Genomic DNA, 26,859 nt, shown 5'->3' on the forward strand with positions numbered 1-26,859 from the left:
CGCATGCGCGACGGGGCGTGGGTTGAATGCAAGCGCGGTACGGTGCCTGTTGCTTTCCTGATCGTGGCCACGCGCGATCCGAACCCGGTATGCACATCCGCATCACGAACCACTGACGCGGTTCCGCGTGCGCCGCGCTTTCCGCTTCGCCGCGGCTTTTTTGCGATCCTCGATCCACGGCAGCATCGAAATGCTTGCCGCACACAGCATCAGCCCCGCGATCAGCGCAAACAGACCGAATCCGATTTCACGCACCCATGCTCCGCCTTCAACCGCTTCATTGCGGCGGGCAATTCCCGGAAACATCGACGAAACGCGCAGGTCATCGTTCGCTGCCGCGCTGCAATACGTCTTCGTGAACGCCGCGAGTTGTTCACGGCTGATAGTCGAGGCGGCCGAACGCGAATACACCGGCGACCCGGCAGGCTGCCACGTCGTCTCGTACCGCCGCGTCAGTCCCGTGCCATAGCGAAATACGGCACGCGCTTCCCACGTCGCATCGGATTTGCCGTATCGCAGAGACAACTCGCATCGCTCGACGACGGCGGGGACGTGCGGCCACGCACGGGCGCGAACGAGGATGGCGGAATTGATCGTGCCGGCCATACCCGCCAGCACGAAGACCGCGCCAACGAACAGAAGAACGACCGACCACAGGCAGCGTATTGCGTATTTCACTGGAATCGCCGGATTCAGTAGTGGGTCGGTGAGGCGACCGGCTTGTCGACCATGTGCGGGCGGACGGAGCGTGCGCAATCCGACGGATGAGTCGGCCGCTACCCGGTCCTCCGCAATGCGATCGAATCCCCGCCTACTGCCCCACCCGGAACTCGATCCGCCGATTCCTCGCCCTTCCATCCGCCGTATCGTTCGGCGCAATCGGCTGATCCGGCCCGACGCCCGTCGTCGTCATCTGCTGCGGCGGAATGTTCTTCGTGATCAGATACCCCTTCACCGCATCCGCGCGCGCCTGACTCAGCGCGATGTTCGACGTCCGGTTCCCCGAGTTGTCGGTGTGGCCGATGATGTCGACCGTGCGGTTCTGCATCTTCGCGAGCGCCGCCGCCATCTGGTCGAGAATCAGCTTGCCCTGCGGCGTGAGCGTCGCGCTGCCGGTCTCGAACTCGATCGTCCGGTTCGCGAGCGTCTGGTCGAGCACGCCCTGTTCGGAGGCCGACACGCGCAGCCCGTTCCGGATCGTATAGGTCGGGTTCAGCGTGTTCGCCATGTCGCTCGCGAGCTGCTGGCGTTGCGCCTCGTTGTGCACCTCGCCCTTCATCTCGATCTGCGTGCCGTTGATCTTCAGCTGCCCCTTGCTGATCTGCTTGAGCTGCGCGCCGAGCAGCTTCTGCACGTTCGCGCTCCAGTTCGGCGGCGTCGCGACGTCGCCCACCTCGATCTGGTCGACGACGTTCGCCGCGCCGTAGGTATCGCGCAGCTTCTGCAGCACCGCGGCCTTGGTCGCCTCGTCGGGCACCTTGCCGCTGGCGACCACCTGGCCGGGCGTCGCGTTCGCGGGCGGCGGCGTGATCGTGCCGGCCGTGCCGCGCACCACCGTGCCGGACGCGGCGCCGGCGTTCGGGTTCGACGACGGCAGCGCGGTCGTCGCGACCGTGCCGTTGCCGACCGGCGTGACGGTCGCGCCGGTGTTCTGCGCGAACGCCGCGCCACTGGCGAAGAGCCCGGCGGCGGCGAGGGCGGCGACGGCGGGCGAGAGGGCGGCCGAAAGGGCGGCCGAGAGGGTGGCCGACAAGCGCGCGCGCCGAGCGTGAATCGTGCGATGCATCCCGTCAGCCTCCGATGAACGCTTCGCGGAACGCGTCGATCGCGACACGCAGCGAGAGTTGCGGTTGGTCGAGGTAGCTGACGAGCTTGCTGATCTGCTGATCGTTTTGCGCATGGGCGTCGATCCACTCGGGATCGTCGATATCGATGTTGTGGGCGGCGTAGGTCTGCGGGTCGACGACGCTCAGCAGCGTCTTCGCCGACGCGCCGTTGAAGCCGATGATGAGCCGTTCGCGCTCGGCGATCGTGCCGATGAAGATCGCGAGCTCGAAGTCGGCCTGCGCGACGAACGGCGCGATCAGTTCGAGCCAGAATGCGGCGACGAGGCTGCGGTAGAACGGATCGACCGGCAGCGGCAGCGTGAGGCCGCGCTCGATGTGCGACGAGCCGCTCTGCATCACCGGCCGCAGCAGCGAGCCGAGCGCGAGCATCGCGCCGCGCAGCCGCACCGGATGACCGCTTTCGAGCAGCATCTGCTGGAGGCCGTACAGCGACTGGTGTTCGACGAAATCGTTGAAGGTGCCGTCATGCGACGTGCCGGGGCCGCCGATGTCGATCGGCACCTGCGTGTCGCCGAGCGCCTGCAGCGCGCCGGGCGGCTCGTCCTTGCCGAGCAGCGGCGGGATCTGCGAGGCGACGCGCGACCACAGCCGCGCGAACGCGAGCGGGCTGCGCGCGAGGAACGCGAGCGGCCGGTCGACCTCGAGCGCGGTCGCGCCGAGGAACGGGAAGCGGCGCATCGACACGTCGTGGCTCGCGACCATGTGGCCCGCGATCGCGAGCTTGCTGCGCGAGCCGAGGAACGCGAAATGCATCGGCTTCGCATCCTCGTAGACGAGCTTCCAGCGCGGATCTTCCGCGAGCAGTTCGAGCGCCTGCGCGATCCAGCGATCGAGCGTCTGCAGCAACTGCGGATTGTGCGCGCTCTTCACGAAGTCGCCGCGCGACGGAATCTTGCCGAAGTAGGCGATCTGCGCCTGTACGGTTTGCGTCATTGCGCCCTCTGTGCATTCGTTGCGTTGGCGGCCGCGACGGCCGGCGCTGCGCCCGGCGTGCCCGGGCCGGACTGGGTCGCGTTCTGCGCGGCGCCCGTGCTCGCGTCGGCGACCGACGACGGCAGCTGCAGGCCGCGCAGGCTCTGCTGCTGCGGCTGGTCGCCGCCGCCACCGGACGGCTGCGACGTGCTGATGATGCGCATCGTCACCGACACGTTCACGCTGCCCTGTGCCCACGTCAGGTCGAAGGTGCCGTCCGGACGGCGCTTGCGTTGCGCGGAGTTGATCAGCTTCTCGAGACCGTAGCGGCCCGGCTCGTTGACCAGCTGCACCGTGCGGCCGTCGAACGTCGTCGCGGACAGCGTCGCGCCCGGCGAACCCTGCGGGTTCGGCCACACGAAGTTGGTCCACTGCGGCGGCGTATTGCGGTAGCGCAGTTGCTGGCCGTCGATCGCGATCGTGTATTCCGTCGTGCCCGTGCTCGGCTGCGGCAGGATCTGGAACACGGTCTGAGGCTCGGACGACGCGGCCGCGCTGCCGCCCGCCGCACCGCCCGCGAGCGGCGCGACCCAGCGCGCGAAGCCGTTCGTGAAGTCCGGCGTGAGGCCGATGCCCATGTCGCCCCACGTGCGGGCGGCGAGCGTGTCGCCGCGGCGCACCGCGAGCGGCCCGAGCGTCGTGCCGACGAACTTCGCGATCGAGCCGTCCGGACCGAACACCTGCGCGATTTCACCGGCGCCGGCCTCGACCTTCGCGTTCGCCGCGAACGGGTACTTCGTCGCGAGCGAGTTCTGGAACGGCTGGTAGACCTGCGCGTTCCACACCTTGTTGACTTCGGCGCTGGCCGGCTGGATCACGACCGCGAACGCCTGCATCAGCGGCCGCACGAGCAGCGGACGCAGCGACTTGCGTTGCGAATCGGTGAGGCCGGTGAGCATCTGCTCGTCGACGAGCTTCAGCGAATCGGCGAGTTCCGAACCGTTGCCGTCGAGCGTCTGCTGCATCAGCTGGCGCGCGCCCGGGCCCGGGTCGCCCTGGTTCTTGATCACGTTGAAGCGCGTGCGGACCTTCGACAGCGAATCCATGTAGCTCTTGAGCATCGACGTGCCGTCATGCGTCGCGACGATCCGCGCGAGCCCGATGAACTCCTGGCCGATCGGGCCCATCGGCACCTCGGCCGGGTTGCCGTTGATGTCGATGTTGGCGGCCGCCACCTGGCCGGCCGGCGAGCGCGAGAACAGTTGCTTGACCCAGTTCACGACGCCCGTCTGCGCCTTCTTGATCGTCACGTTCGCGAGCGACGGGTTGTCCCACGACGTCTGGTCGTACGCGGTCTCGAGGATCTTGCGGATCGGCGAATCCTGCGGGTCGCCGAGGCGGTTCATCCCGTCGACGGCCTGGCCGAAGCTGCTGAAGCCCTGCACCGCGATGCCCTGCATGAACTTCTGCCAGTGCTGCGCGTATTCGGTCTTGTACATGCCGACGAGCGTCTTCTGGATCTGCTCGGGGCTGCCCTCGAGCGTCAGGTCGTCCTGCGTCGACGTGTTCAGCACCCAGTCCTTCGCCTGCAGCTCCTTGGTCGCCGCGTCGCGGATCGCCGGCTGCACGTAGTCGAACCACGCTTCGCGCGTGAACGTGCCCGGAATCGCGTAGCTGCCCGCCACGAGCCCCTGGTTGCCGTCGCCGACGATGCGCGCGATGGTCATCGGCGCGAAGCGGGTCGATGCGCGCGCCTTGATTTCCTCGTATACGCGCTGACGGGCCGGCATCCCGCGCACGACGCGGCGCAGGTTCTCGCGGGTCTGGTCGACGAGCGCGAGGTTCGCGTCGATCATCGGCCAGTCGTCGTCATTCACGCGCGACAGGTAGAACGAGATCATCCGCTCGGCGCTCTTGATCATCTCGTCGCGCGGCATGTTGCCGCGATTCGTCTCGAGCCAGCCGCGCCAGAAGCGTGCGAGCTGGTCGGTCAGGTGCGCCTGCTCGACGTGACGCTTGTCGGACAGCATCAGGTACGTCTTGAGCGCGTTGTACGCGTCCTGCACGTTGGTCGGCGACGCGTCGCTGTAGAGGCCGCCCTGCGGGGCGGCCGGCTGCGGAGCGGCGGCCGGCGCGGCGCCGGACGCGGCCAGTGCGGCACCGGCCTGCGGCGCGGCGCCCGCCGCGTTCGTCGAGACCGGCATCGTGCCGCCCTGCACGGCGCCCGATTCGGGCGGGCGCGTCATCGGCACGAGCTGTTCGGGGTGCGCGTTCACGTCCTTCATGAACGACGCGAGGTTCTGCGACACCGGCGACAGCAGGATCTGGCGCACGCCGTTGTAATACTCGGTCAGCAGATGCTGCTCGAGACGGTCGCCCTGATATAGGCCGAGCGACACCGACAGCGGCTTGTCGCGGCGGAACTGCTCGAGTTGCTCGATCCGGTCTTCCAGGACGTCCATCGCCTGCAGGCGCGACTGCAGGTCGTTGCGGCCTTGCTGCAGGCGCGTGACGTTGTCGAGGTCGGCCTGCACGTTCGCGACGAGCTGCTGATTGCCGATCGTCGACCAGGTCCAGCCGCCCAGCGCGAGCGCGAGCGCCGCGACGAAGCCGAAGAAGGTCGCGTAGCGCAGCCGCGTCTTGGTCGGGCTCGCGAACTGCCGCACCGTCTGGCGATCCGCGAAGATCACCTTCGAGAACAGGTCGCGCAGGAAGAAGCCGTTCTTCGAGAACGCACTGTGCGGCTTCGGCAGCGCGGCGCCGTCGAGGCCGAAGCGCTGCGCGATGCGCTGCGCGGCCGCGCTGTTGGTTTCGCCTTCCTGCAGCGCGCTGGTGAAGTAGAAGCCGCGGAAGATCGGCTTGTACTGGAACGGGTTGTTCTCGAACAGCGTCGCGAGGAACGCGCGCAGCGACGGCTTGATCGTCGAGAATTCGAGCGGGAAGCTCAACTGGCCCGGCGACAGCTGGTTGCCGCGCGACAGCGACAGCTGCGCGACGCTGATTTCCTTCAGCCCTTCGTAGAGTTCCTCGAAGTGCGTGTCGAACTGTGCGACGACGTCGCGCTTGTCGTCCGGCTCGTAGGGCAGCGTGGCGCCCCACACGCGGTCGTACTCGTGCTTGTCGCTGCTGCTGAAGAATTCGGTGAAGCCGGTGATCAGGTCGGCCTTCGTGAACATCACGTAGACCGGCGCGAACACCTCGAGCTTCTCCGTCAGCTCCTGAACGCGCTGGCGGAGGTTTTTCGCGAGGTTGATCGCGAATTCGGGGCGGTTGCCGGTGAGTTCGGCGATGCTCGCGGTGACGATGATCCCGTTGATCGGCGCCTTCGGGCGATAGCGCTTGAGCAGGCCGAGGAAGCCGAGCCACTCGCTGCGGTCCTCCTCGTGCACCGAGTAGCGGCCGGCCGTGTCGAGCAGGATCCCTTCGGTCGTGAAGAACCAGTCGCAGTTGCGCGTGCCGCCGATGCCATGGATCACGGCGCTGTTCTTGTCCGCGAACGGGAACTGCAGGCCGGAATTGAGCACGGCGCTGCTCTTGCCCGCGGCCGGATTGCCGATCACGATGTACCACGGCAGTTCGTACAGCGCGGAGCCGCCCGACACCTGGCCGATCTTCGACGTCTTGATCGTCTTCACCGCGTCCGACAGGCGCGTGCGCAGCACGTCGAGGTCGGCCGTCTTCGCATCCGGCGCGAGCGCGGCGGCGGCAGGCGCGGCGATCTTGCCGGTTTCCGCCTGCTCTTCCAGCACCTGGCCGAGCTGCTGGTTCGCGCGCTTCACGCGCCAGCGGCGCCACAGCGCGACGACGAGCCACAGCGCGAGGATCGCCGCAAACGCGATCGCCGCCCACAGGAGCGGCAACTGCAGCATGTCGGCGACGATGAAGAGGATGGCCGCTAGCGCGACGATCCCGACGATCGAGAGCGTACGCGGATGAGTCAGCACGTTGAGGATGCGTTGCATAGGACGTTCAGGTTCCGGTGCGATTCGGTGAGGCGACGCAGGCGCGCCGAGCGGCAAGGGTGGCGCCGCGATGTGTCGCCATGCTGTCAAACGGGATGAAGGGGGCTGGCATCAATGCGCCCGCGGCATCGGAGAAGGCGCGCGCATTAACGAAAGGACGCTGTGAGATTTAAAACGGAAGCGGCGGCCGAAAAAAATCGCGCACCGGAATGCATGATTTTTTGCGCCGCCCGTATCGTTTCCTGCCGGGATATTAAAAAGCCCCATGCCGCCCTCATTATTTCCTGTCCGGCAGCCCTGGCTAGCTGCCGCGTCCCAGTTTAAAACCGGGTTTATGGTATTCCACGTGCCCGAGATCCATCATTTTCCAGCGGCCCCCCCAGGTCAGGCCAACCTGCTCGGCGACCTGGCCGTACAACTGGTAGCCGCGCATCGCCCACGGATCTTTCTCGGAAATGACCAGCTTGCCGTCGCGCAGGAATGCGTTGTCGGCCGCCAGCCCGAATTGGTGATAGCTCTGGAAGGCTGCCGCGTTGGTCACGTTGCCGCCCATCTGCGCCAGCCGGTTCTGCCGTTCCGGGCTCCGGTAACCTTCCAGCAGCGCCATTTCATAACCGTATTGTTCGTGCATGATCTTGTAGACCAGCAGCAAACGCGTACGGAAATCCGGGTCCAGCAGGTTCCAGTCGCGGCTCGCATCCTTCAGCGCCGGGCGTACCTGCTCGACTTCCTTGGTGGCGAAGACTTCCGGCGGCAGCGGCGGCGGCGGCACGAGCTGTTCGCCCTGCAGCAGCGCGGCGATCTTCTCGTCGGGCACGCGCGCCGTGTCGTCGTACTGGAACAATTGCCGGCCGCGTAACGCAATGGCGACCAATGGCGGCGTCGCAAGAATACCTGCCGATACCATAATCATCAAGCGCCGCCGAATCAGTAAATTTTGCACATCGTTTAAAGCACCGCGCGTCGCGCTTGCCGATTTAACAATCTGACTTCGCGTACGTGCGGCGCGATCGTTCGCACGGCGTGTAAGACGGCCGTGAAACTGGGCGACGGATTCGAAAACGGTCGCGCGGATACCCGGTAAAAGCAACAGTGCCGCAACGGCTACGGCGAGGGCGAAATAGGCGACGAGTGCGACGGCAATCAACGAAATCCCCGGAAATTGGAATTGATTGTGTTTTGCAATGCTTGCTCTTAGAATCAGGCTGCTTCAAGAGGCCGGGCTATATTATCGCGGTTAATTAAACCAGGATTCAATGAGACGCTGAATGAGTGCGCCGGAAAATTCAAATTCGAAATCTCCGCCCAGCCTGCTGTCCGATACCAAACCGGCAGGCGACGCGGGCGCGCAACAGTCGCGCATTCTCGCGAATCTGGAAGGACGTGTCACGCCGAGCGCCGAACCGCCGCGCCGTTCGCTGAAGGCGCCGATTGCCGCCGTCGTCGCGCTGGTGGTAGCCGTCGGCGGCTGGGGCGCGTGGCGCATGCAGCATTCGGGCGGGCAGGGCGCCGCCGTCACGGCCGAGAGCGCACCCGCCGCCGCACCGGCGAAGGCCGCGGCGGCCAGCGATGCGGCCGTGCAGGTCGCGCAGAACGCCGCGTCCGCCGTGCAACCCGCCGCGTCCGCCGCGCAGCCGGCCACGATCGTCAACGACGACGCGGCGTCCCGAACCGTTGCCGCCGCATCGTCCGCGTCCGCCGCGGACAGCAGCCGCCTGTCGCGCGCGCTCGCCAACGGCGCCGACGACGCATCGGGCGCGGCCACGGCCGGAGCAGCCACGGCCGGCGCGGCCGCCGCGGCCGCTGCCGCGACGACCAAGACCGCGAAGGCCGACGCCGCGAAGGGCGCGCAGGTCGCGGCGCGCGGCAAGACCGACATGAAGGCCGAAACGAAGGCCGAGGCCCGCAAGCATCGCAAGGAACAGCAGGCCGAGCTCGCGCAGGCGAAGAAGCATCGCGACGCGGCGTCGACCCGTACCGCGAAGGCGGCCGGCAAGGACGATCCGGATGCGGATCTGCTCGCGGCGCTCGTCGCGCGCACGAAGCCGGCCGACAAGAAACTCGCCGCGCAGAAGGGGCAGGCCGTGCCGACCAAGACGGCCGCGGCCACCGGCTCGCTGGCCGCGCGCGTGAAGGAGTGCTCGGAGCGCGGTTTCTTCCAGGATCAACTGTGCCGCTGGCGCGTCTGCGACGGCCACTGGGGCAAGGACCCCGCCTGCCCGAGCGCCGCGCAGACGGAGACGCGGCAGTAACGCGTCCCGTGCATCCCGGATTGCCGCACCTGCGCCGCCCGTCGGGCGGCGCGCTGCTTTTGGGGCCGGGCATCGCCGGTATGATGCCGTGTGACGCTGTCACCGGCACGTCATGCCCGTCGGGCATACGTCTCCTTTCCCTTTCCGGCGCGGGCTCGCGACCCGCAATGCGCGGTGCGCCGCGCGCCGCACGACTTTCGACACGATGGACCTGATCGTACAGACTTACGGCGCCGATACGTCCGGCATGGTGTGCGGATTCCGCTTCGTCCCCGGCGGAGCGGGCGCGATGCTCGACGCCGACGCGGCCGCCGCGTGGCTGCGCGCATGCCGCGAGCACGATGCCGCGTCGGACGATTTCGTCTGGCTGCACTTCAATCTCGCGCACGGCGCGAGCGAGCGCTGGATGCGCACGCATCTCGGGCTGCCCGACAGCTTCTTCGAATTCCTGCACGAAGGGTCGCGCTCGACGCGCATCGAGCAGGAGGACGGCGCGTTGCGCGCGGTCGTCAACGACGTGATGTTCAACCTCGAACTTACGCCGTCGGAGATCGCGACGCTGTTCGTTCACGTCGAGCGGCGCATCATGATCACCGCGCGGCTCAAGCCGCTGCGCTCGGTCGACACGCTGCGCGCATGCGTGCGCGACGGCGAGCATTTCAGGTCGCCCGCCGAGCTGCTCGTGCACCTGCTGCGCGACCAGGCCGACCTGCTGATCCAGATCATGCGGCGCACGAGCGTCGACGTCGACCGCATCGAGGATCGTTTCCTGTCGCAGCGGCTCACGTCGAGCCGCATCGAGCTGGGCGCGATGCGTCGTACGCTGACGCGCCTGCAGCGCATGCTTGCGCCCGAGCCCGGGTCGATCTTCCGGCTGCTCGCGAAGCCGCCCGCGTGGCTGCATACGGAAGACGTGCAGGAGCTGCGCGAATCGACCGAAGAGTTCTCGCTGGTGCTTGCCGATCTGGCCGGGCTCAACGAGCGGATCAAGCTGCTGCAGGAAGAGATCGGTTCGCGCCTCGACGAGCAGAACAACCGGACGCTGTTCACGCTGACGCTCGTCACCGTGATCGCGCTGCCGATCAACATCGTCGCCGGCTTCTTCGGGATGAACGTCGGCGGCGTGCCGTTCTCGGAGAACAAGCACGGCTTCTGGCTGATGGTGCTGCTCGTCGCGGGCTTCACGGCGCTCGCCGCGTGGTGGGCGTTCCGCCGGCGCGACGACCGCTAGCGCCGGCGCCGCGTCGGTACGTCAGCGCAGCAGCGCGATTGCGCGCTCGCCGATCACCATCCCGAGCAGGCCCACGAGCGCGACGAGCGGCGGGGCCGGCGAGCGCACGTGCAGCAGCGCGTACAGCACGCCGACACCGAGGCCCACCGCGAGCGAGGTCACGTATTCCATCATGGCGGTCTCCCGTGCGGTGCGGCGTCAGGGCTTGACGATGACGCGCTCGCGCGCACCGGCCAGCACCGCGCGATACGCGTCGTGCGCGCGCTCGAGCGGATACACGTAGTCGTCGACGATCGGGAACGGGCGCAGCGTGCCGTTGCCGAAGCCGGGCGCGAGCGTGTCGAGGATCTGCGCGACCGCGGCGCCGCCGAGCTGCAGCGAATCGACACCCACGAACGTGTGCTGGCCGCGATAGAACGCGAAGATGTCGAACGGCACGCTGCGGTCGATCGTCGAGATGAAGATCTGCCGCGCGCCGATCGCCATCGACGCGTTCGCCGCGTCGAAGTACGGGCTGCCGACCGTGTTGTAGACGATGTCCGCGCCGCGGCCGCCGGTGGCTGCGCGTACCGCGTCGGCCACCGGTTGCGTCGATGCGTCGATCATGTGCACGTCGCCCGATGCATGGCCGCGATACCCGCCGCCGTTGCGCTCGACGCCGATCACGGTCGCGCCGTGCGCGGTGGCGAGCTGGATCGCGGCCTGGCCGACCTTGCCGTTCGCGCCGAACACGAGCACGACGTCGCCGGCCGTCGGCATGCCGGCGCGGCGCAAGCCTTCGTACGCGGTAACGAACGGCACGCCGACGCCGGCCGCTTCATCGAGCGTCAGCACCGCCGGCTTGCGGCGCACGAGGGCCGCGTCCAGCACGAGCCACTCCGCATGCGAGCCGTCCCGATGCACGCCGAGATCGCCGCCCGAGCCCCACACGGGCGCGCCGATCCAGCCGTCCGGGCCGCTGCGCACGATGCCGGCCCAGTCGCGCCCGGGCGTGCGCGGCCACACCGCGTGCGGCATGCGGCCGAGCGCGGCCTTCACGTCGCTCGGGTTCACGCCGGCCGCGCGCACCTCGATCAGCATCTGGCCGTCGGCCGGGACGGGCGTGTCGATTTCCCTGACGCGCGCGTCGAGCGACTCGATGTCGGCGGCGGGGGCGTCGAAGCGGATGCTGCGCATGATGATCTCCGTGGCGGTGGGCGGTCGCACGGCCCGGCGGGCGGTGCGATGCGGCCGGTGAAAAGAATGAGTGCAGTCTAGTCGGCCCGGTTTGACGCGGAAACGTGCAAAGGCGGATGATTGCTTTGCGCTAAACGCATAGCCAAATCCGAGGCCCGAATGGACGACTTTCTTTCTCCGCATCTGGCGCTGTTCGTCGACGTGGTCGACCAGCAGAGCTTCTCCGCGGCCGCGCGCCGGCTGGGGGTGGCCGCATCGTCGGTCACGCGGCGCATCGACCGGCTCGAGACGCAACTCGGCATCCGCCTCTTGCATCGCACCACGCATGCGCTGCGGCCGACCGAAGCCGGGCAGCTGCTGTACGGGCGCGCGACGCGGATGCTGGCCGAGCTGCGCGGCCTGCAGGAAGACCTGCACAGCCAGCACGACGAGCCGAGCGGGCTGTTGCGTGTCGACTGTCCGGCGCCGTTCGGCCGGCGACACCTGATGGCTGCGCTGAGCGCGTTCATGCAGCGTCATCCGGCGTTGCAGGTCGACCTGGTGCTGACCGACAGCATGGTCGACCTGCAGGGTGCGCGGCTCGGCTCCGACGTCGATCTCGCGGTGCGCATCGGTCCGCTCGAGGACACGCGCTTCATCGCGACCGTGCTCGCGCCGCAGCGGCGCGTGCTGTGCGCGAGCGCGGCGTACCTCGCGCGGCGCGGCGAACCGGGGTCGCCCGACGCGCTCGCCGGCCACGACTGCCTCGCATGGCACGGTGCGCCGCCGCCGGGCGCGTGGCGTTTCGGCGAGCGCCGCCATGTGCCGGCGCAGCCGCGGTTTCGCAGCAATCATTCGGAGGCGTTGCTCGAAGCCGCGATCGACGGGCTCGGTCTCGCGCACCTGCCGACCTGGCTCGCCGGCGACGCGCTGCGTGACGGACGCTTGCGCGCGGTGCTGCCGCAGTTCGCGGCGGCGCCCGAGCCGGCGACGATCCACGTGCTGCGCCAGCCGGCGCGCGGCACCGCACGCGCGGCGCGGCTCGTCGCGTTCCTCGCGACGTGGTTCGCGCAGCCGGCGTGGGATGCCGCGTGGGCATGACGGCGACGGCGGGCGGCGCCGCGCCGGCCCGCGCCGGCGTCGGCCATGAAAAAGGGCCTCGCATGCGAGGCCCGTCAAAGGTCGGAGAAGCCGGTATGCCGGCCGGCAGCCGCATGAGGCGCGGCACCGGCCGGAGGCGCACCGTTACTGCGTCAGTACCTTGCGCGGCTTGAAGACGCCCTGGTATTGCAGTGCCGGGCGTTCCTTCGTCGTCAGCTCGATGCCGCCGAAGGTCGGCGTCTGGCGCAGCTTCATCGCGGCCGGCGATGCGACCGAGCCGATCGACGTCGAGCGCGACGCCGGCGCGAGGTTGTTCGCGACGAGCAGCGCGGCCTCGCTCTTCAGGTTCGCCAGCAGCACCGGGTCGACCGAGCTGTTGACCTGCGTGAGCAGCCCGCTCCACGCGGCGTCGCTGTAGTTCACGACGTAGTAGTCGAGCCCGCTCGGGTCGGCGACCACGCCCGTGCAGCCGTCGAGCCGCGTTTGCGCCTGCGTGTCCTTCAGCGCGAGCGTCGTGCGTTTCGCGAGACCCTGGCCGTACGCGAGCGTGATCGGCACCGTCCATTGCAGGCCCGGATACGCGTTCTTGTTCGGGAACGGCTGCTGCTTCAGCGTGACGACGGTCTGGTTCTTCGTCAGGTCGCACTGCGTGTCGAGCGAGATCAGCGGCACGCCGGTCTGACGGACGTAGCTGTCGCCGATCGCGCCGATCGCCTGGCCGCTTTCCTTCGACAGCGCATCCCACAGGCGCTTCGGCGTACCGTTGCCGAACGAGTAGTCGACCAGGTACTGCTGCAGGCCGCGGCGCAGCGTCTGCTCGCCGAGATAGTTCTCGAGCGTCTTCAGCACGTGGCCGCCCTTGTCGTACGTGAACGCGCTCGCGCTCAGCACGAAGTCGTTCGACGCCCAGCCGTTGAAGTTCGGTGCGACCGGGAACGCGTTCGGGCCGATGTCACGATTGATCACGCGATACTTGTTCTTCACCTGGTCGAGCCAGCTGAACTCGTCGGGGAAGAACTGGATCGTCGTCTTCGTCTCGAAGAACGTCGCGAACGATTCGTTGAGCCACACGTTGTCCCACCAGTCGGTCGTGACGAGATCGCCGAACCACTGGTGCGCGACTTCGTGCGTCAGCACTTCGTTGCCGTAGTGCGACATCGGCTGGCCCGGCTGCGGCAGGATGTCGTCGGCGAACTCGAGGATCGACCCCCAGTTCTCCATCCCGCCGAAGTTCAGGTCCTTCTGCTCCTTGAACGCATCGTTCGCGGCGACCGTGTCGAACTTCGTGAGCGGCAGCGGGATGCCCGTGTAGCGGTAGTAGAAGTCGAGCGCCTGCTTGGTGCGGTCCATCGCCGGCTTCGCCCATTCGCTCATGCCCGGCGGCGTGAACACGCGCAGGTGCAGGCCGCCCTTGCCGCCCGGCAGCGGGCTCGTGAAGTTGTCCTCGTAGGTGTCGAACATGCCGCCGCCGAAGAACAGCAGGTACGACGGCATCGGCGGGGTCTTCTCGAACTGCACGAGCTTGTAGCCGCCGCCGACGTTGGTCGACGGCTTCTCGGCCGCGTTCGACACGACGCGCCAGCTTTGCGGCACTTCGGCCGTCACTTCATAGGTCGGGCGGAAAGCCGGCTCGTCCCAGCCGGGGAACCACTGGCGCGACAGGTTGGTTTCGCCTTGCGTGAGGATCGCGCCGCTCGTCTTGCCGTCGGTGCCTTTCAGGTCGACGCGGAACACGCCTTCCGCGGCCGAGCAGCCCGGATACGGATCGTCGCCGCAGCTGCCGCCGGTGTGGTTGACCGGATCGTCATACGACTTGAAGTTGATGATGCCCGACCACTCCATGTGCAGCGAATAGTTGCCCGGCGAGATCGAGCCGCTCACGGGGCGCAGCTGATAGAAGTCGCCCTTGTCCTGCGGCGTCGCGATCAGCTGGATGTTGCCCGGCTGCAGCGTGATGCGGCCGTTCGTGAACTTGATCCGGTGGCCGGCGATCACGATGTTGTTGACCGGCTTCAGCACCTTGATCTCGACGTCGGCGCGACCGTCGAACGCGTTCAGCGCGTCGTTCGGGCGGAACCACAGCCGGTAGTTCACGGGCACCACGGTGTCCGGCAACTCGACAGGCGACACGCTCTTGTCGACGTTGGATGCGCTCGGCGGCGCGGTGACGGCGGGCGACGAGCCCGCGTGCGGCGCGCCGGCGGAGCTGAGCGCGGAAGCGGAGCCCGCACCGCCGTCGTCGCCGCCGCATCCGGCGAGCGCGAGTGCGGCGACAAGCGGCAGATAACGCATCTTGCGAATATGAATCGACATGACTGAAACCTCGATTGTTGAAAGAATCGTTCAGTGCTGCGAAAACGCCGGCAAAAACATTCCCGTCGCCGTTAATCAACAGCGATGAAAATGTCAATGACGGATTATTCGAAAAGACGGCGGCCGACTACGTGAAGGTAATCATGGTTTACTGCCCCCTCTGGATTTCCGGATGTCGGTTAACTTGCCGGTTCAAAATGGCCGGGCGCGTGTTGTACTGAATTGATTTCGCGCGCACGACACGAAGCCGCACGCCCTGGGCGGGCGCGCAATCTTCTTTGAACCAGCGACCTACGGGGCTGGCCGGCCCTGACCGCAGGAGGGCGGGAACGCATGTCGCCGTTCCGTAAAAGCACCGTCATGCGGCTTCAAGGTTTGTCGGCTTGCTCGAAGGATGCGTAAATATACTTGATGGATTTGGGTAAAGGAAATGAAAAATTTGGAAAGTGCGTCTATTGAATGCGCGGCGCTTCATTGAATGCTGGAAAGCATTAATTCGCTTTCCGTCTGTCTGGCGTTTTCGTAGTTTTAATCTATTAACGATATTGCGTGGCCGGGAAAACTACGAAACCCGGCGCAGGGTGCCCGGTACAATGCAGCGACGATCCGCTCACCGCTTGCCAGGAGGTTGTCCGATGCCACGAGCCCTGTTCCGTCCCGCGCCGCTGCGCGCCGTGCTGCTGCTGTTCGCCGCCGTGTTGCTGCTCGGCGGTTGCGCGGGGCTGACGCGCGATCCCGTGCGCGTGTCGGTCGCCGGGCTCGACCCGCTCGTCGGCCAGGGCCTCGAGATGCGTTTCAGCCTGAAGCTGCGTGTGCAGAATCCGACCGATGCGCCGATCGAATACGACGGCATCTCGGTCGCGCTCGACCTGAACGGCACGCCGTTCGCGAGCGGCGTCAGCGACCGCTCGGGCGTCGTGCCGCGTTTCGGCGAGGCGGTGCTCGACGTGCCGGTTTCCGTGTCGGCCTTCGCCGCCGCGCGGCAGGCGTGGAACCTGCCGGGCGCCGCCGCCAGCGGCGAGCTGCCCTACGCGCTGCGTGGCCGGCTCGCGGGCGGCGTACTCGGCACCGTGCGTTTCAACGACGCGGGCACGCTGCGCCTGCCCGCGATGCCGGCGTGGGGCGGCTGAGCGGGCGACAGCCGTGGAAGCGCCGCGTAAATTTCACTAATTTTCACCTTTTGACGCTTAGTAACGTTTAATGCGCCGATCTCTCGATCTTTGCTGACGTTATGCCTACACTGATCCGGTCCGAGGGTCGGACGAATCTTTATAGGAGAACAACATGTCGGCAAAATTCGAAATCGGGAAGGCCTCGAACGGCCAGTATTTCTTCCACCTGAAGTCGGCGAACGGCGAAATCATCCTGGCGAGCGAGCGTTACGTGACGAAGGACGGCGCGAAAACCGGCATCGCGTCGGTGCAGCTGAATGCGCCGCTGGACGTGCGTTACGAGCGCAAGATCGCGCGCAACGGCGAGTACATGTTCAACCTGAAGGCGGCGAATTACGAAATCATCGGCACGAGCGAGACCTACAAGAGCGAGCAAGGGCGGGAGAACGGCATCGCGGCGGTCAAGCGCGATGCGCCCGGCGCGCCGGTCGTCGATCTCGCCTGAGTGACGATCGCGCCGCGGCCGCCGCGTTCGGGCGGCCGTCGCGGCGCGTGTTTTGCCGCGCGGGGCAAAGCGCGGTATGGTGTGATCCGCGCGGCGCGACGCCGCCCGTTGAAGCCAACCGTAACCGAGTTCGCGTGACCGATTTCCCCGTTTTCCACTGGATCGACGCCGACGGCGTCGATCATGCCGTGCGCTGGCGCTCCGAAGCCGGCGTGCAACCGCCGAAGCGCGCGGTGCCCGCCGACGACCGCCTCACTGCCGACGCGGCCTACCGCCTTGCCTGCGAGGGAACCGCGCTCGTCTGGCGCGGCGATTTCCAGAATGCGCGCCAGCTCGTGCAGGCGATGGCCCGCCGGGTCGAGCGCAAGCCGAAGAAGTCGAAAGCCGCGGCCGGCGTCGACGCATTCAACCTGCATCGTCTCGCGCAGTCGCAGCGTGCCCGCACGCTCGGCATGCTGCTGATTCCGCTCGAGGCCGACTACACGATCCCGCTGCGCCGCGCGCCCGACGTGCGCGCCGCGTGCGAGGAAGCGTACGGGCCGGGCGGCGAGCCGTCGGTCGTGTCGTTGCGTGAGCTGCTCGGCCTCGTCGGCGCGCATGAATGGCGCAAGAAGGGCGTGCCGGTCCCGGCGCTCGGCGGCGCGCCGATCCATCCGCACTACGGCGTGTTCTCGCCGGTGCGCGGCGAATACGTCGATCTCGTCGCGCGCGCGCCGCTGCCGGCGACGTCGCTCGCGTTCGACATCGGCACGGGCACCGGCGTGCTGGCGGCCGTGCTGGCGGCGCGCGGCGTCGAGTGCGTCGTCGCGACCGACCAGGACCCGCGGGCGCTCGCGTGCGCGCGCGAGAACGTCGCACGGCTGGGCCACGCGAGTCGCGTCGAAGTCGTCGAGGCCGATCTCTTTCCGCCCGGCCTTGCGCCGCTCGTGGTCTGCAATCCGCCGTGGGTGCCGGCCCGGCCGAACGCACCGATCGAATACGCGGTCTACGATCCGGACAGCCGCATGCTGCGCGGTTTCCTCGCGGGCCTCGCCGCGCATCTCGAGCCGGGCGGCGAGGGCTGGCTGATCCTGTCCGATTTCGCCGAGCACCTCGGCCTGCGGCCGCGCGACACGCTGCTGCAATGGATCGACGAAGCGGGCCTCGTCGTGCTCGGCCGCGACGACATCCGCCCCGCGCACCCGAAGTCGATGGACGCCGACGATCCGCTGCATGCGGCCCGCCGCGCCGAGGTCACGTCGCTCTGGCGGCTCGGCGCGCGAGCCTGACCGCATTTTCGGTAAACTGTCGCCATTCCTCACGAATTTCCGCCGCCGGGCCGTGGTCGACCGACCGTGGCCCGGCGTCGCTTCACGATGTCCAACAAGACCCACGAAATCCGCCCGGAGCAGTCCGTCGAGCTGCTGAAGGAACTGCACATCCTGACCCGCGACGGGAAGCTGAACCAGGACAGCCGCCGCAAGCTGAAGCAGGTCTATCACCTGTTCCAGTTCATCGAGCCGCTGCTAGCCGGCGTGCAGGCCGACAAAGGCCGCGTGACGCTCGTCGATCACGGCGCCGGCAAGTCGTATCTCGGCTTCATCCTGTACGACCTGTTCTTCAAGCAGCAGCCGGGTCACGGTACGCCGGCGTTCGCGTCGCACGTGTATGGCATCGAGACCCGCGAGGAGCTCGTCACGCGGTCGGCCGAGCTCGCCGCGCGGCTCGGGTTCGGCGGCATGTCGTTCCTGAACCTGTCGGTGGCCGATTCGATCACGTCGCCTCAACTGCCTGAAACCGTCGACGTCGTCACCGCGCTGCATGCGTGCGACACGGCGACCGACGACGCGATCCGCTTCGCGCTCGCGAAACGCGCGCAGCACATCGTGCTGGTGCCGTGCTGTCAGGCCGAAGTCGCGGGCGTGCTGCGCAGAAACAAGGGCAAGTCGCTCGCGAACGCATTGACGGAAGTGTGGCGGCATCCGCTGCACACGCGCGAATTCGGCAGCCAGATCACCAACGTGCTGCGCTGCCTGCAGCTCGAAGCGCACGGCTACCAGGTCAGCGTGACCGAGCTGGTCGGCTGGGAGCATTCGATGAAGAACGAGCTGATCATCGCGCAGTACAAGAACCTGCCGCGCCGGCGACCCGGCGAGCGGTTGAACGAGATCCTCGGGATGTTCGGGCTCGCGGAGCTGAACGAGCGCTTCTTCGTGCCGCAAGCGGCGGCGGGCGGCGAGGTCGCGGAGCCGGCCGCAGGCTGACGCGCGGGCGGCCGGCGCGCCGCGTCAGACGTCGTCGCCCGGCCGGCGCATCCATTCGCGCCAGCCGTCGTGGCCGAGGCGGCGCAGCGTTTCCTGATTCCTTTCGTAGATCGCGGACGCGTCGGGGAACGCGTCGACCGCGCGCGCGATGCTGTCCTCGCGCAGCAGATGCAGGATCGGGTACGGCGCGCGATTCGTGTAATTCTCGATGTCGTCGGGTTCGCTGCCTTCGAACCGGTAGTGCGGATGAAAGCTCGCGATCTGCAGCACGCCGTCCAGCCGCAGTTGCCGCACCAGCCGGTCGGCAAAAAACAGCGCATCGTTGTAGTCGATGAAATCGGCGAACGCATGCGGGAAGATCACGAGCGTCGTGTCGACCTGCTGCGGATCGGCCGCGTCGAGCGCGCGCAGCTCCGTTTCGAGGTCGGCGAGCGCGTCTTCCAGCGTCGTCGCTTCACTGATCGCGTAGCGCACCTGTTCCTTCACGTAGACGCTCTTCGCGAACGGGCACAGATTGAGCCCGATCACCGCGCGCGCGAGCCAGTGCCGCGTGGCGGCGAGGATGTCGTCGTGCGATTCGGGGCGGGTGTCGGTCATCGTGAAACCAGTCGGGGGCCAGGGCGGCGAGGGCCGCATTGTAGCGGGCGCGCCGTCACGCGCACGCGCTCTCGATCAGTTGCGTGACGAGCGCGGGGGCGATGCCGATCGGCGTTTCGCCGTGCCGATAGGTCTGGCTCGCCGCGTAGATGCCTTCGATCACCAGCGCGAGCGAGTCGGCGAGCGCCTGCGGCTGCCGCGCGCCGGCCGCTTCGGCCAACGCGCCGAGCCGCTTCATCAATTGTTCCTTGTTCTGCGCGACGCGTTCGCGCGCCGGGTGCGACGCATCCGGGAATTCGGCGGCGACATTGACGAACGGGCAGCCGCGGTAATCCTTCTGCGTCGCGCGCTCGGCGAGATCGACGAAATACTGGATCAGTTGCGCTTTCGGCTGGCCCGGATGCTTGGCGACGCTCGTGTCGAAGCGCTCGAAGAAACACGCATCCATCCGTTCCAGATACGCGAGGATCAGTTCGTCCTTCGACGAGAACTGGCGATACAGGCTCATCTTGTTGACGCCCGCCCGCTCCACGACCGCCTCGACGCCCACCGTGCGAACGCCTTCCCGGTAAAACAACTCTTCGGCGGCGCGCAGCAGGTGCTCCTGCGCGGTGGCGCCGTCGATCGGCCGGCGCGTGCGGCGCGCCGGCGGTTTGGCGATCTCGATGCCCGACATGATGACCCTCGACTGCATGGTGAATTGCTTGACATGTTACCGATTGGTCACTACGATCGCAACACACTTGTGACCGGTCGGTAACAATGCCGTCCGGATCGACAGACGAATGCCAAGCGTCGGCCCGGGTCAGCCGATGCAGCGTGCGGCGGAGGTGGCCTGGGTGGGGCGGAGCGGGGGCGCAGGTGCGTCGGCCGCCAACTGGAGAACGCGAAGATGAACTGGGCGGTGACACGAATCGGCGGGCGCTTCCACTATGGATGGCTCGCGGCGGCGGTGGTATTCCTGATCCTGCTGGCAGCGGCCGGCACGCGCGCGACGCCGAGCGTGCTGATGGTGCCGCTCGAACGCGAGCTCGGCTGGAGTCGCGCGGCGATTTCACTGGCCATCTCGGTGAACATCGCGCTGTACGGCCTGACGGGCCCGTTCGCGGCCGCCGCGATGCAGCGCTTCGGGCTGCGCCCGACGATACTCACCGCGCTCGTGACGATGGGCGCGGGTGTCGCGCTGTCGTCGATGATGACGCAGAGCTGGCAGATGGTCGTGATCTGGGGCTTGATGGTCGGCTGCTCGACGGGCGTCGTCGCGCTGACGCTGTCCGCGACGTTCGTCACGCGCTGGTTCCATGCGCGTCGCGGCCTCGTGATGGGGATCCTGACCGCGAGCACGGCCACCGGCCAGCTCGTGTTCCTGCCGATGCTCGCCGCGATCGCGCAGCGTCACGGCTGGCGGCCGGTCGTGCTGGTCGTCGCGCTGGCGGCCGCGATCGTGATTCCGCTCGTCGCGTTGCTGTTGCCCGAACGGCCTGCCGACGTGCAGCTGCGCCCGTACGGCGAGCCCGCCGATGCGCCGCCCGCGCCCGAGTCGACGAAGGAGAACCCGCTCGCGGTCGCGTTCCGCACGCTGCTGACGGCGAGCCGTTCGCGCGATTTCTGGCTGTTGTTCTTCAGCTTCTTCATCTGCGGCGCGAGCACCAACGGTTATGTCGGCACGCACCTGATCGCGATGTGCAGCGACTACGGGATGACGGAAGTGCAGGGCGCGTCGCTGCTCGCGGCGATGGGCGTGTTCGACCTGTTCGGCACGACGCTGTCGGGCTGGCTGTCCGACCGTTACGACAACCGCGTGCTGCTGTTCTGGTACTACGGGCTGCGCGGGCTGTCGCTGATCTACCTGCCGCACGCGTTCGGGATCGACTTCTTCGGGCTGCCGCTGTTCGCGATGTTCTACGGGCTCGACTGGATCGCGACCGTGCCGCCGACCGTGCGGCTCGCGACCGATGTGTTCGGCAAGGCCGCGGCGCCGGTCGTGTTCGGCTGGATCGTCGCCGGCCACCAGCTCGGCGCGGCGTTCGCGGCGCTCGGCGCGGGGCTGCTGCGCGCGAGCCTCGGCACCTATACGATCGCGTCGATGATTTCGGGCGGCTTGTGCATCGTCGGCGCGCTGATCGTGCTGCGGATCAACCGCGGCCCGTCGAGCGCGGCCGCGCAGGCGGCCTGACGGTGCGCGTCCGGCCGCCCGGCAGGCCGCCCGGGCGGCGGCCTGCCGGGCATTGCACGTCCGCAGATTTGCATAGCGCGGCAGGAGCGGGCGCGCATCGGCTCAAGCGGGTATGCTTGCGGTTTGCCAGGCGTTCGCGCCCCTTCATCGATGTCAGAGAGGAACCGCATGTCCGTCAAACCTGCACCTACCACTGTTTCGATTCACGAACTGATCGCGGGCCGCTGGAGCCCGCGCGCGTATTCGGATGAACCCGTCAGCGCGGCCGATTTGCACGCGGTGCTCGAAGCCGCGCGCTGGGCGCCGTCCGCCTACAACGCGCAGCCGTGGCGCTTCGTCGTATTCGACCGCACGCAGGACGAAGACGCGTTCAAGCGCGCATTTGCGACGCTGGTGCCGTTCAACCAGGGCTGGAATGCGCCGGCGCCCGTGCTGATCGCGGTGACGGCGCACACGCTCACGCCGAAGGGCGAGCCGGCGCCGACCGCGCTGTACGATGCGGGCGCCGCCGCGATGTCGCTGGTGCTGCAGGCGCACGCGCTGGGCCTGGCCGCCCATCAGATGAGCGGCTTCGACGCGAACGCGTTCCGCGACACGTTCGCGATCCCCGCCGATGTTGCGATCCTGTCGATCATCTCGCTCGGCCACTACGGCAACGTCGACAAGCTCGATCCGGTGCTGCGGGATCGCGAAAAAGCCCCGCGCACGCGCCATGCGATCGGCGAGGTCGTGTATGCGGGCGCGTGGAAGAAGGGTTTCGACGCGGCTGCCTGATTTTCCCGGCGGGCGGGCTGCATCGCGCGTCCCGCCAGCCAGTCTCCCGGCGCGTCAGGCCGTGCGCCGCGGCCGCCGGAGCCCGATGCGCGGCACCGGCGGCCGGCCCCGGTTGTGATCGCGCGGGCTTCATGTTAAAAAGCCCGTCCTTTCCGTTTTCGCGCCGGCCCTGCTGCGGCAACTTCCCATGACTTACTGCGCGATCGATTTCGGCACGTCCAATTCCGCCGTGGCGCTGCCCGACGGCGACGGCATGCGCCTCGCGCCCGTCGAGGGCGACCATCTGACGCTGCCCACTGCGATCTTTTTCAACAACGACGAAGAGACGGTCGAATACGGCCGCGCGGCGCTGGCTTCCTACATCGACGGTTTCGACGGCCGGCTGATGCGCTCGATGAAGAGCATTCTCGGCTCGCCGCTCGCGGAAACGACGACCGATCTCGGCGACGGCAGCGCAATCGCGTACACCGAAATCATCGCGCGCTTCCTGACGCACCTGAAGCGCAAGGCCGAAGCCCGCGCGGGTGCGCCGATCGGCTGTGCGGTGCTCGGCCGGCCGGTGTTCTTCGTCGACGATGATCCGCGCGCCGACCGTCTCGCACAGAATCAGCTCGAAGCCGCCGCGCGGTCGGTCGGCTTCGCGGACGTCCACTTCCAGTACGAACCGATCGCGGCCGCGTTCGACTACGAATCGCGCCAGCAGGCGGAGCGTCTCGTGCTCGTCGCCGACATCGGCGGCGGTACGTCCGACTTCTCGCTGGTGCGCGTCGGGCCGGAGCGAATGGCGCGGCTCGAGCGCAAGGACGACGTGCTGGCCCACCACGGCGTGCATGTCGCGGGCACCGACTACGACCGGCGTGTCGAGCTGGCAGCGATCCTGCCCGCATTCGGCTACCGCTCGCTCGACCCTGAAGGGCGCGAGCTGCCCAACAAGATCTACTTCGATCTCGCCACGTGGCACCTGATCAATACGGTCTACACGCCGAAGCGGCTCGGCGAACTGAAGCTGATGAAGCACCTGTACCGGGACGTGCAGCAATACGACCGGCTCACGAGCGTGGTCGAGCAGCGGCTCGGGCACGCGCTGATGGCGCGTGCGGAAGAAGCGAAGATCGGCGTCGCGGCGGGCGGGGAGACGGTGATCGACCTGAACGACGTGGAAGAGGATCTGCAGATCGCGTTCGATGCCGATCGCCTCGTCGACGCGAGCCGCGACGACACCGCGCGCATCGTCGACGCCGCGCGCGAGACGGTGCGGCTCGCGGGCGTGGCGCCGCGCGACGTCGGCGCACTGTATTTCACCGGCGGCTCGACGGGGCTCGCGTTCCTGTCGGGCGCGCTCGCGGGTGCGTTCCCGGATGCGCAGCCGGTATTCGGCGACCGCCTCGCAAGTGTCGCGACGGGCCTCGGCATTCACGCGCAGCGCTTGTTCGGTTGAAAGCGGGTGGCTGAAAGGCCGCGCTGCCGGTTGGCCGGCGCCGAAAAACAAAAAGCCCCGCCGAAGCGGGGCTTTTTTACACGAATTATCGCGCCAAGCTTAGACCGGACGGATGTTCGCAGCTTGCAGACCCTTCGGGCCCGTCTTCACTTCGAATTCAACCTTCTGGTTTTCTTGCAGCGTCTTGAAGCCTTCGACGCGGATTTCCGAGAAGTGCGCGAACAGATCGTCGCCGCCGCCTTCCGGGGTGATGAAGCCGAAGCCCTTTGCGTCATTGAACCACTTGACGGTACCGGTTGCCATGTTACTTGTTCCTAAAAAGATAAAACGGGGCCGAGGCCCATGGGGTGCGGAAAATCAAGGAAGGGGTAATAGGACCAACCGGAGTACCGTTGATGGGCGAACTACGAAAGAACCAATTCACTCGCCACTTGAAATCCTGCGAAGTCCTTTATACGACTTCTCACTCGCGTGGTCAACCGTATTTCCGTTCACTCAGGGTTATTGCGGATATCAGGTTTACAAAGCTTGCAAACGGCGCGAATTTTTTGTAGGGGTCGATCGATTTTGGCGCCATGTTTCAGGTGCAACCGTTAAACTACGCGCCGCGCGGAAGGGTTGCCCCGATCGGGTGACCCGCCCCCCCAAAATTGCATGCGCGGTGCAGTTCGAGCCGATCCCGGACCGCGAACCGACCTTGCTTTTTGAGACACAGGAGAGGATGTGAAGAGTTCTATTCAACGGAACATCGGCCCGTTTGCATTGATGCTGACGGGGCTGGGTTCGATTATCGGCTCGGGCTGGCTGTTCGGCGCCTGGAAGGCCGCGAAGATCGCCGGTCCGGCGGCGATCTGCGCATGGATCATCGGCGCCGTCGTGATTCTCGCGATTGCGCTGACGTACGCGGAACTGGGTGCGATGTTCCCCGAGTCGGGCGGCATGGTGCGCTACGCGCGCTACTCGCACGGTTCGCTGGTCGGCTTCATCAGTGCATGGGCGAACTGGATCGCGATCGTATCCGTGATCCCGATCGAGGCGGAAGCGTCGATCCAGTACATGAGCACGTGGCCGTATCCATGGGCGCACGCGCTGTTCGTGAACGGCGAGCTGACGGTACCCGGGCTGCTGCTGTCGGCCGTGCTGGTCGTCATCTACTTCATGCTGAACTACTGGGGCGTGAAGGCGTTTGCCCGGGCGAATACCACGATCACGATCTTCAAGTTCCTGATCCCCGGCCTCACGATCCTCGGCCTGATGCTGACGAGCTTCCATCCGGAAAACCTCGGCACCGCCTCCAATTCGAGCTTTGCGCCGTACGGCTGGTCGGCGGTGCTGACCGCGGTCGCGACGAGCGGCATCGTGTTCGCGTTCAACGGCTTCCAGAGCCCGGTGAACCTCGCGGGCGAAGCGCGCGACCCGTCGCGCAGCGTGCCGTTCGCGGTGATCACGTCGATCCTGCTCGCACTCGTGATCTACGTGCTGCTGCAGATGGCCTACATCGGCTCGGTGAATCCGGCCGACGTCGCGCTGGGCTGGGAGCACTTCAACTTCAAGTCGCCGTTCGCCGAACTGGCGATCGCGCTGAACCTGAACTGGCTCGCGATCCTGCTGTACGTCGACGCGTTCGTCAGCCCGAGCGGCACCGGCACGACCTACATGGCGACCACCACCCGCATGATCTACGCGATGGAGCGCAACAACACGATGCCGAAGATGTTCGGCAACGTGCACCCGCTCTACGGCGTGCCGCGCCAGGCGATGTGGTTCAACCTGCTGGTCTCGTTCATCTTCCTGTTCTTCTTCCGCGGCTGGAGCTCGCTCGCGGCGGTGATCTCGGTCGCGACGGTGATTTCGTACCTGACCGGCCCGATCAGCCTGATGGCGCTGCGCCGCGCGGCAACCGACATCGAGCGTCCGCTGTCGATTCCGCTGATGAAGCTGATCGCGCCGTTCGCGTTCGTCTGCGCATCGCTGATCCTGTACTGGGCGAAGTGGCCGCTGACGGGCGAGATCATTCTGCTGATGATCGTCGCGCTGCCGGTGTACTTCTACTTCCAGGCGAAGGCGGGCTGGACCGGCTGGGGTGCCGACCTGAAGGCCGCCTGGTGGCTGGTCGCGTACCTGCCGACGATGGCCGTGCTGTCGCTGATCGGCAGCAAGGAATTCGGCGGCCATGGCGTGCTGCCGTACGGCTGGGACATGCTGGTCGTCGCGGCGATCGCGCTGGTGTTCTACTTCTGGGGCGTGAATACCGGCTACCGGACCCAGTATCTCGACGAGCGCGAATCGCACGACGAGATCCTCGAAGGGATCGGTGCCTGACGCGTGACCTGCCGCCGGATTCGGCGGCGGCAGCAAGCAGCGGACAAAAGCCCGCCCGAGCGATGCTCGGGCGGGCTTTTTTTTGACGGTCGACGGTTGCCGCGCGACGTTCAGGCGGCCGCGCTCGCGAACACGTAGTTCGTCATCGCGAGCACGCGCTGGTACGTGCCGAGCGACTGGATGCCGAGCTGGTAGTCGTCGTCCGCCGCGCCGAGCGCCGTGAACACCGGCAGCAGATGCTCGTCGGTCGGATGCATCAGCGCCGCATGCGGCGCCTGCCGGCGGTAGTCGAGCAGCGCATCGACGTCGCGCGCGGCCAGCTTCTCCTCGAACCAGTCGGTGAATGCCGCGACGCGCGGGTCCGCATCCTCCGGTGCCGCGCCGAAATCGGCGGCACGCAGGTTGTGCGTGATCTGGCCCGAACCGATCACCATCACGCCTTCGTCGCGCAGCGGTCGCAGCGCGCGGCCGAGCGCGAAGTGGTGGGCAGCATCCGCGCGCGGCTGAATCGACAGCTGCGCGACGGGCACGTCGGCTTCCGGGAACATCAGCAGCATCGGCACCCACGCACCGTGATCGAGGCCGTGCTCGGTCGTCGCGGTCGCGATGCCGGCCGCGTTCAGCAGCCCGGCCGCGCGCTCGGCGACGTCGGGCGCGCCGGGCGCCGGGTAGCGGATGTCGTACAGCGCCTGCGGAAAGCCGTAGAAATCGTGGATCGTGTCCGGGTGCGCGGCGATGCTGGCGACGGGGCGTTGCGTGCCCCAGTGGGCGGACAGCATCAGCACCGCGCGCGGGCGCGGCAATTCGGCGCCGAGATGCGTGAACGCGCCGGACGGCAGCGTCGGGTCGATCGGCAGCGTCGGCGCGCCGTGGGACAGGTAGAGCGAAGGCAAGCGGTTCATGGTGGTGGCCTGCAAAG

Annotated in this window: 23 protein-coding genes; 11 read left to right on the top strand and 12 right to left on the bottom strand. The window is 67.3% G+C overall.

The window, feature by feature from the left end:
• Positions 1-102: 102 nt before the first annotated feature.
• The 5 genes from WJ16_RS02025 to WJ16_RS02045 all read right to left on the bottom strand — a co-directional run bounded on the left by WJ16_RS02025 (position 103) and on the right by WJ16_RS02045 (position 7,868).
• Positions 103-678, bottom strand: a complete 576-nt coding sequence (locus WJ16_RS02025; RefSeq protein WP_069255615.1) for a DUF3592 domain-containing protein — start codon at positions 676-678, stop codon at positions 103-105.
• Positions 679-811: 133 nt separating this feature from the next.
• The gene (locus WJ16_RS02030) at positions 812-1,786 is read right to left on the bottom strand and encodes an OmpA family protein (protein ID WP_069255616.1); all 975 of its coding nucleotides are present in this window, start codon (positions 1,784-1,786) and stop codon (positions 812-814) included.
• Positions 1,787-1,790: 4 nt separating this feature from the next.
• Entirely contained in the window at positions 1,791-2,780 is a 990-nt protein-coding gene (tagF, locus tag WJ16_RS02035; protein ID WP_069255617.1) for a type VI secretion system-associated protein TagF, read from the bottom strand.
• Positions 2,777-6,721 carry a type VI secretion system membrane subunit TssM gene (gene tssM, locus WJ16_RS02040; protein ID WP_069255618.1) on the bottom strand — a complete coding sequence of 1,315 codons (3,945 nt, stop codon included), beginning with the start codon at positions 6,719-6,721 and terminating at the stop codon, positions 2,777-2,779. Before tssM ends, tagF begins: the two co-directional genes overlap by 4 nt.
• 301 nt (positions 6,722-7,022) lie before the next feature.
• Positions 7,023-7,868, bottom strand: a complete 846-nt coding sequence (locus WJ16_RS02045; RefSeq protein ID WP_069255619.1) for a M15 family metallopeptidase — start codon at positions 7,866-7,868, stop codon at positions 7,023-7,025.
• 121 nt (positions 7,869-7,989) lie between these two features.
• Here WJ16_RS02045 and WJ16_RS02050 point away from each other — a divergent pair, with 121 nt between their 5' ends.
• On the top strand, positions 7,990-8,973 hold the full coding sequence (locus WJ16_RS02050; protein ID WP_069255620.1) for a phage tail protein: 984 nt from the start codon (positions 7,990-7,992) through the stop codon (positions 8,971-8,973).
• 205 nt (positions 8,974-9,178) lie between these two features.
• Entirely contained in the window at positions 9,179-10,204 is a 1,026-nt protein-coding gene (locus WJ16_RS02055) for a transporter (RefSeq protein WP_069255621.1), read from the top strand.
• A gap of 21 nt (positions 10,205-10,225) precedes the next feature.
• Here WJ16_RS02055 and WJ16_RS32715 read toward each other — a convergent pair whose 3' ends face one another.
• Complete coding sequence (locus tag WJ16_RS32715; protein WP_076605856.1) at positions 10,226-10,378, bottom strand: DUF1427 family protein; 153 nt, start codon at positions 10,376-10,378, stop codon at positions 10,226-10,228.
• A 24-nt stretch (positions 10,379-10,402) separates the two neighbouring features.
• Positions 10,403-11,380, bottom strand: coding sequence for a quinone oxidoreductase family protein (locus tag WJ16_RS02060; protein WP_069255622.1), 978 nt, complete (start codon positions 11,378-11,380; stop codon positions 10,403-10,405).
• Between the two features lie 159 nt (positions 11,381-11,539).
• On the opposite strand from WJ16_RS02060, the gene WJ16_RS02065 reads away from it, so the two are divergent.
• Positions 11,540-12,460, top strand: coding sequence for a LysR family transcriptional regulator (locus WJ16_RS02065; protein WP_069255623.1), 921 nt, complete (start codon positions 11,540-11,542; stop codon positions 12,458-12,460).
• 144 nt (positions 12,461-12,604) lie between these two features.
• Here WJ16_RS02065 and WJ16_RS02070 read toward each other — a convergent pair whose 3' ends face one another.
• Positions 12,605-14,773 carry a M1 family metallopeptidase gene (locus WJ16_RS02070; RefSeq protein WP_069255624.1) on the bottom strand — a complete coding sequence of 723 codons (2,169 nt, stop codon included), beginning with the start codon at positions 14,771-14,773 and terminating at the stop codon, positions 12,605-12,607.
• A 635-nt stretch (positions 14,774-15,408) separates the two neighbouring features.
• Between WJ16_RS02070 and WJ16_RS02075 the strand changes: the two genes are divergently transcribed.
• The 4 genes from WJ16_RS02075 to WJ16_RS02090 all read left to right on the top strand — a co-directional run bounded on the left by WJ16_RS02075 (position 15,409) and on the right by WJ16_RS02090 (position 18,633).
• Complete coding sequence (locus WJ16_RS02075) at positions 15,409-15,903, top strand: LEA/WHy family protein (protein ID WP_069255625.1); 495 nt, start codon at positions 15,409-15,411, stop codon at positions 15,901-15,903.
• 154 nt (positions 15,904-16,057) lie between these two features.
• A complete protein-coding gene (locus WJ16_RS02080; protein ID WP_069255626.1) occupies positions 16,058-16,390 on the top strand; it encodes a YegP family protein in 333 nt (110 codons plus the stop codon).
• A gap of 134 nt (positions 16,391-16,524) precedes the next feature.
• On the top strand, positions 16,525-17,658 hold the full coding sequence (locus WJ16_RS02085; protein WP_069255627.1) for a methyltransferase: 1,134 nt from the start codon (positions 16,525-16,527) through the stop codon (positions 17,656-17,658).
• An 87-nt stretch (positions 17,659-17,745) separates the two neighbouring features.
• The gene (locus WJ16_RS02090; RefSeq protein WP_069255628.1) at positions 17,746-18,633 is read left to right on the top strand and encodes a class I SAM-dependent methyltransferase; all 888 of its coding nucleotides are present in this window, start codon (positions 17,746-17,748) and stop codon (positions 18,631-18,633) included.
• A 24-nt stretch (positions 18,634-18,657) separates the two neighbouring features.
• Here WJ16_RS02090 and WJ16_RS02095 read toward each other — a convergent pair whose 3' ends face one another.
• Positions 18,658-19,230, bottom strand: coding sequence for a DUF1415 domain-containing protein (locus tag WJ16_RS02095; protein WP_069255629.1), 573 nt, complete (start codon positions 19,228-19,230; stop codon positions 18,658-18,660).
• A gap of 55 nt (positions 19,231-19,285) precedes the next feature.
• Entirely contained in the window at positions 19,286-19,906 is a 621-nt protein-coding gene (locus WJ16_RS02100) for a TetR/AcrR family transcriptional regulator (protein WP_069255630.1), read from the bottom strand.
• Between the two features lie 216 nt (positions 19,907-20,122).
• Between WJ16_RS02100 and WJ16_RS02105 the strand changes: the two genes are divergently transcribed.
• The 3 genes from WJ16_RS02105 (at position 20,123) to WJ16_RS02115 (ending at position 23,618) form a co-directional block, all read left to right on the top strand.
• On the top strand, positions 20,123-21,406 hold the full coding sequence (locus WJ16_RS02105; protein WP_069255631.1) for an MFS transporter: 1,284 nt from the start codon (positions 20,123-20,125) through the stop codon (positions 21,404-21,406).
• Positions 21,407-21,574: 168 nt separating this feature from the next.
• Entirely contained in the window at positions 21,575-22,180 is a 606-nt protein-coding gene (locus tag WJ16_RS02110) for a nitroreductase family protein (protein ID WP_069255632.1), read from the top strand.
• 187 nt (positions 22,181-22,367) lie between these two features.
• On the top strand, positions 22,368-23,618 hold the full coding sequence (locus tag WJ16_RS02115) for an Hsp70 family protein (RefSeq protein WP_069255633.1): 1,251 nt from the start codon (positions 22,368-22,370) through the stop codon (positions 23,616-23,618).
• Between the two features lie 99 nt (positions 23,619-23,717).
• Here WJ16_RS02115 and WJ16_RS02120 read toward each other — a convergent pair whose 3' ends face one another.
• Positions 23,718-23,921 (bottom strand): cold-shock protein, encoded by a 204-nt coding sequence (locus WJ16_RS02120; RefSeq protein WP_006477070.1) that lies wholly within the window; start codon positions 23,919-23,921, stop codon positions 23,718-23,720.
• A gap of 420 nt (positions 23,922-24,341) precedes the next feature.
• On the opposite strand from WJ16_RS02120, the gene WJ16_RS02125 reads away from it, so the two are divergent.
• A complete protein-coding gene (locus WJ16_RS02125; protein ID WP_069255634.1) occupies positions 24,342-25,940 on the top strand; it encodes an APC family permease in 1,599 nt (532 codons plus the stop codon).
• Between the two features lie 110 nt (positions 25,941-26,050).
• Here the strand turns inward: WJ16_RS02125 and WJ16_RS02130 are convergent, their stop codons facing one another.
• Entirely contained in the window at positions 26,051-26,842 is a 792-nt protein-coding gene (locus WJ16_RS02130) for a DODA-type extradiol aromatic ring-opening family dioxygenase (RefSeq protein ID WP_069255635.1), read from the bottom strand.
• Positions 26,843-26,859 lie beyond the last annotated feature (17 nt).

The organism is Burkholderia metallica, assembly GCF_001718555.1.
GTDB lineage: Bacteria > Pseudomonadota > Gammaproteobacteria > Burkholderiales > Burkholderiaceae > Burkholderia > Burkholderia metallica.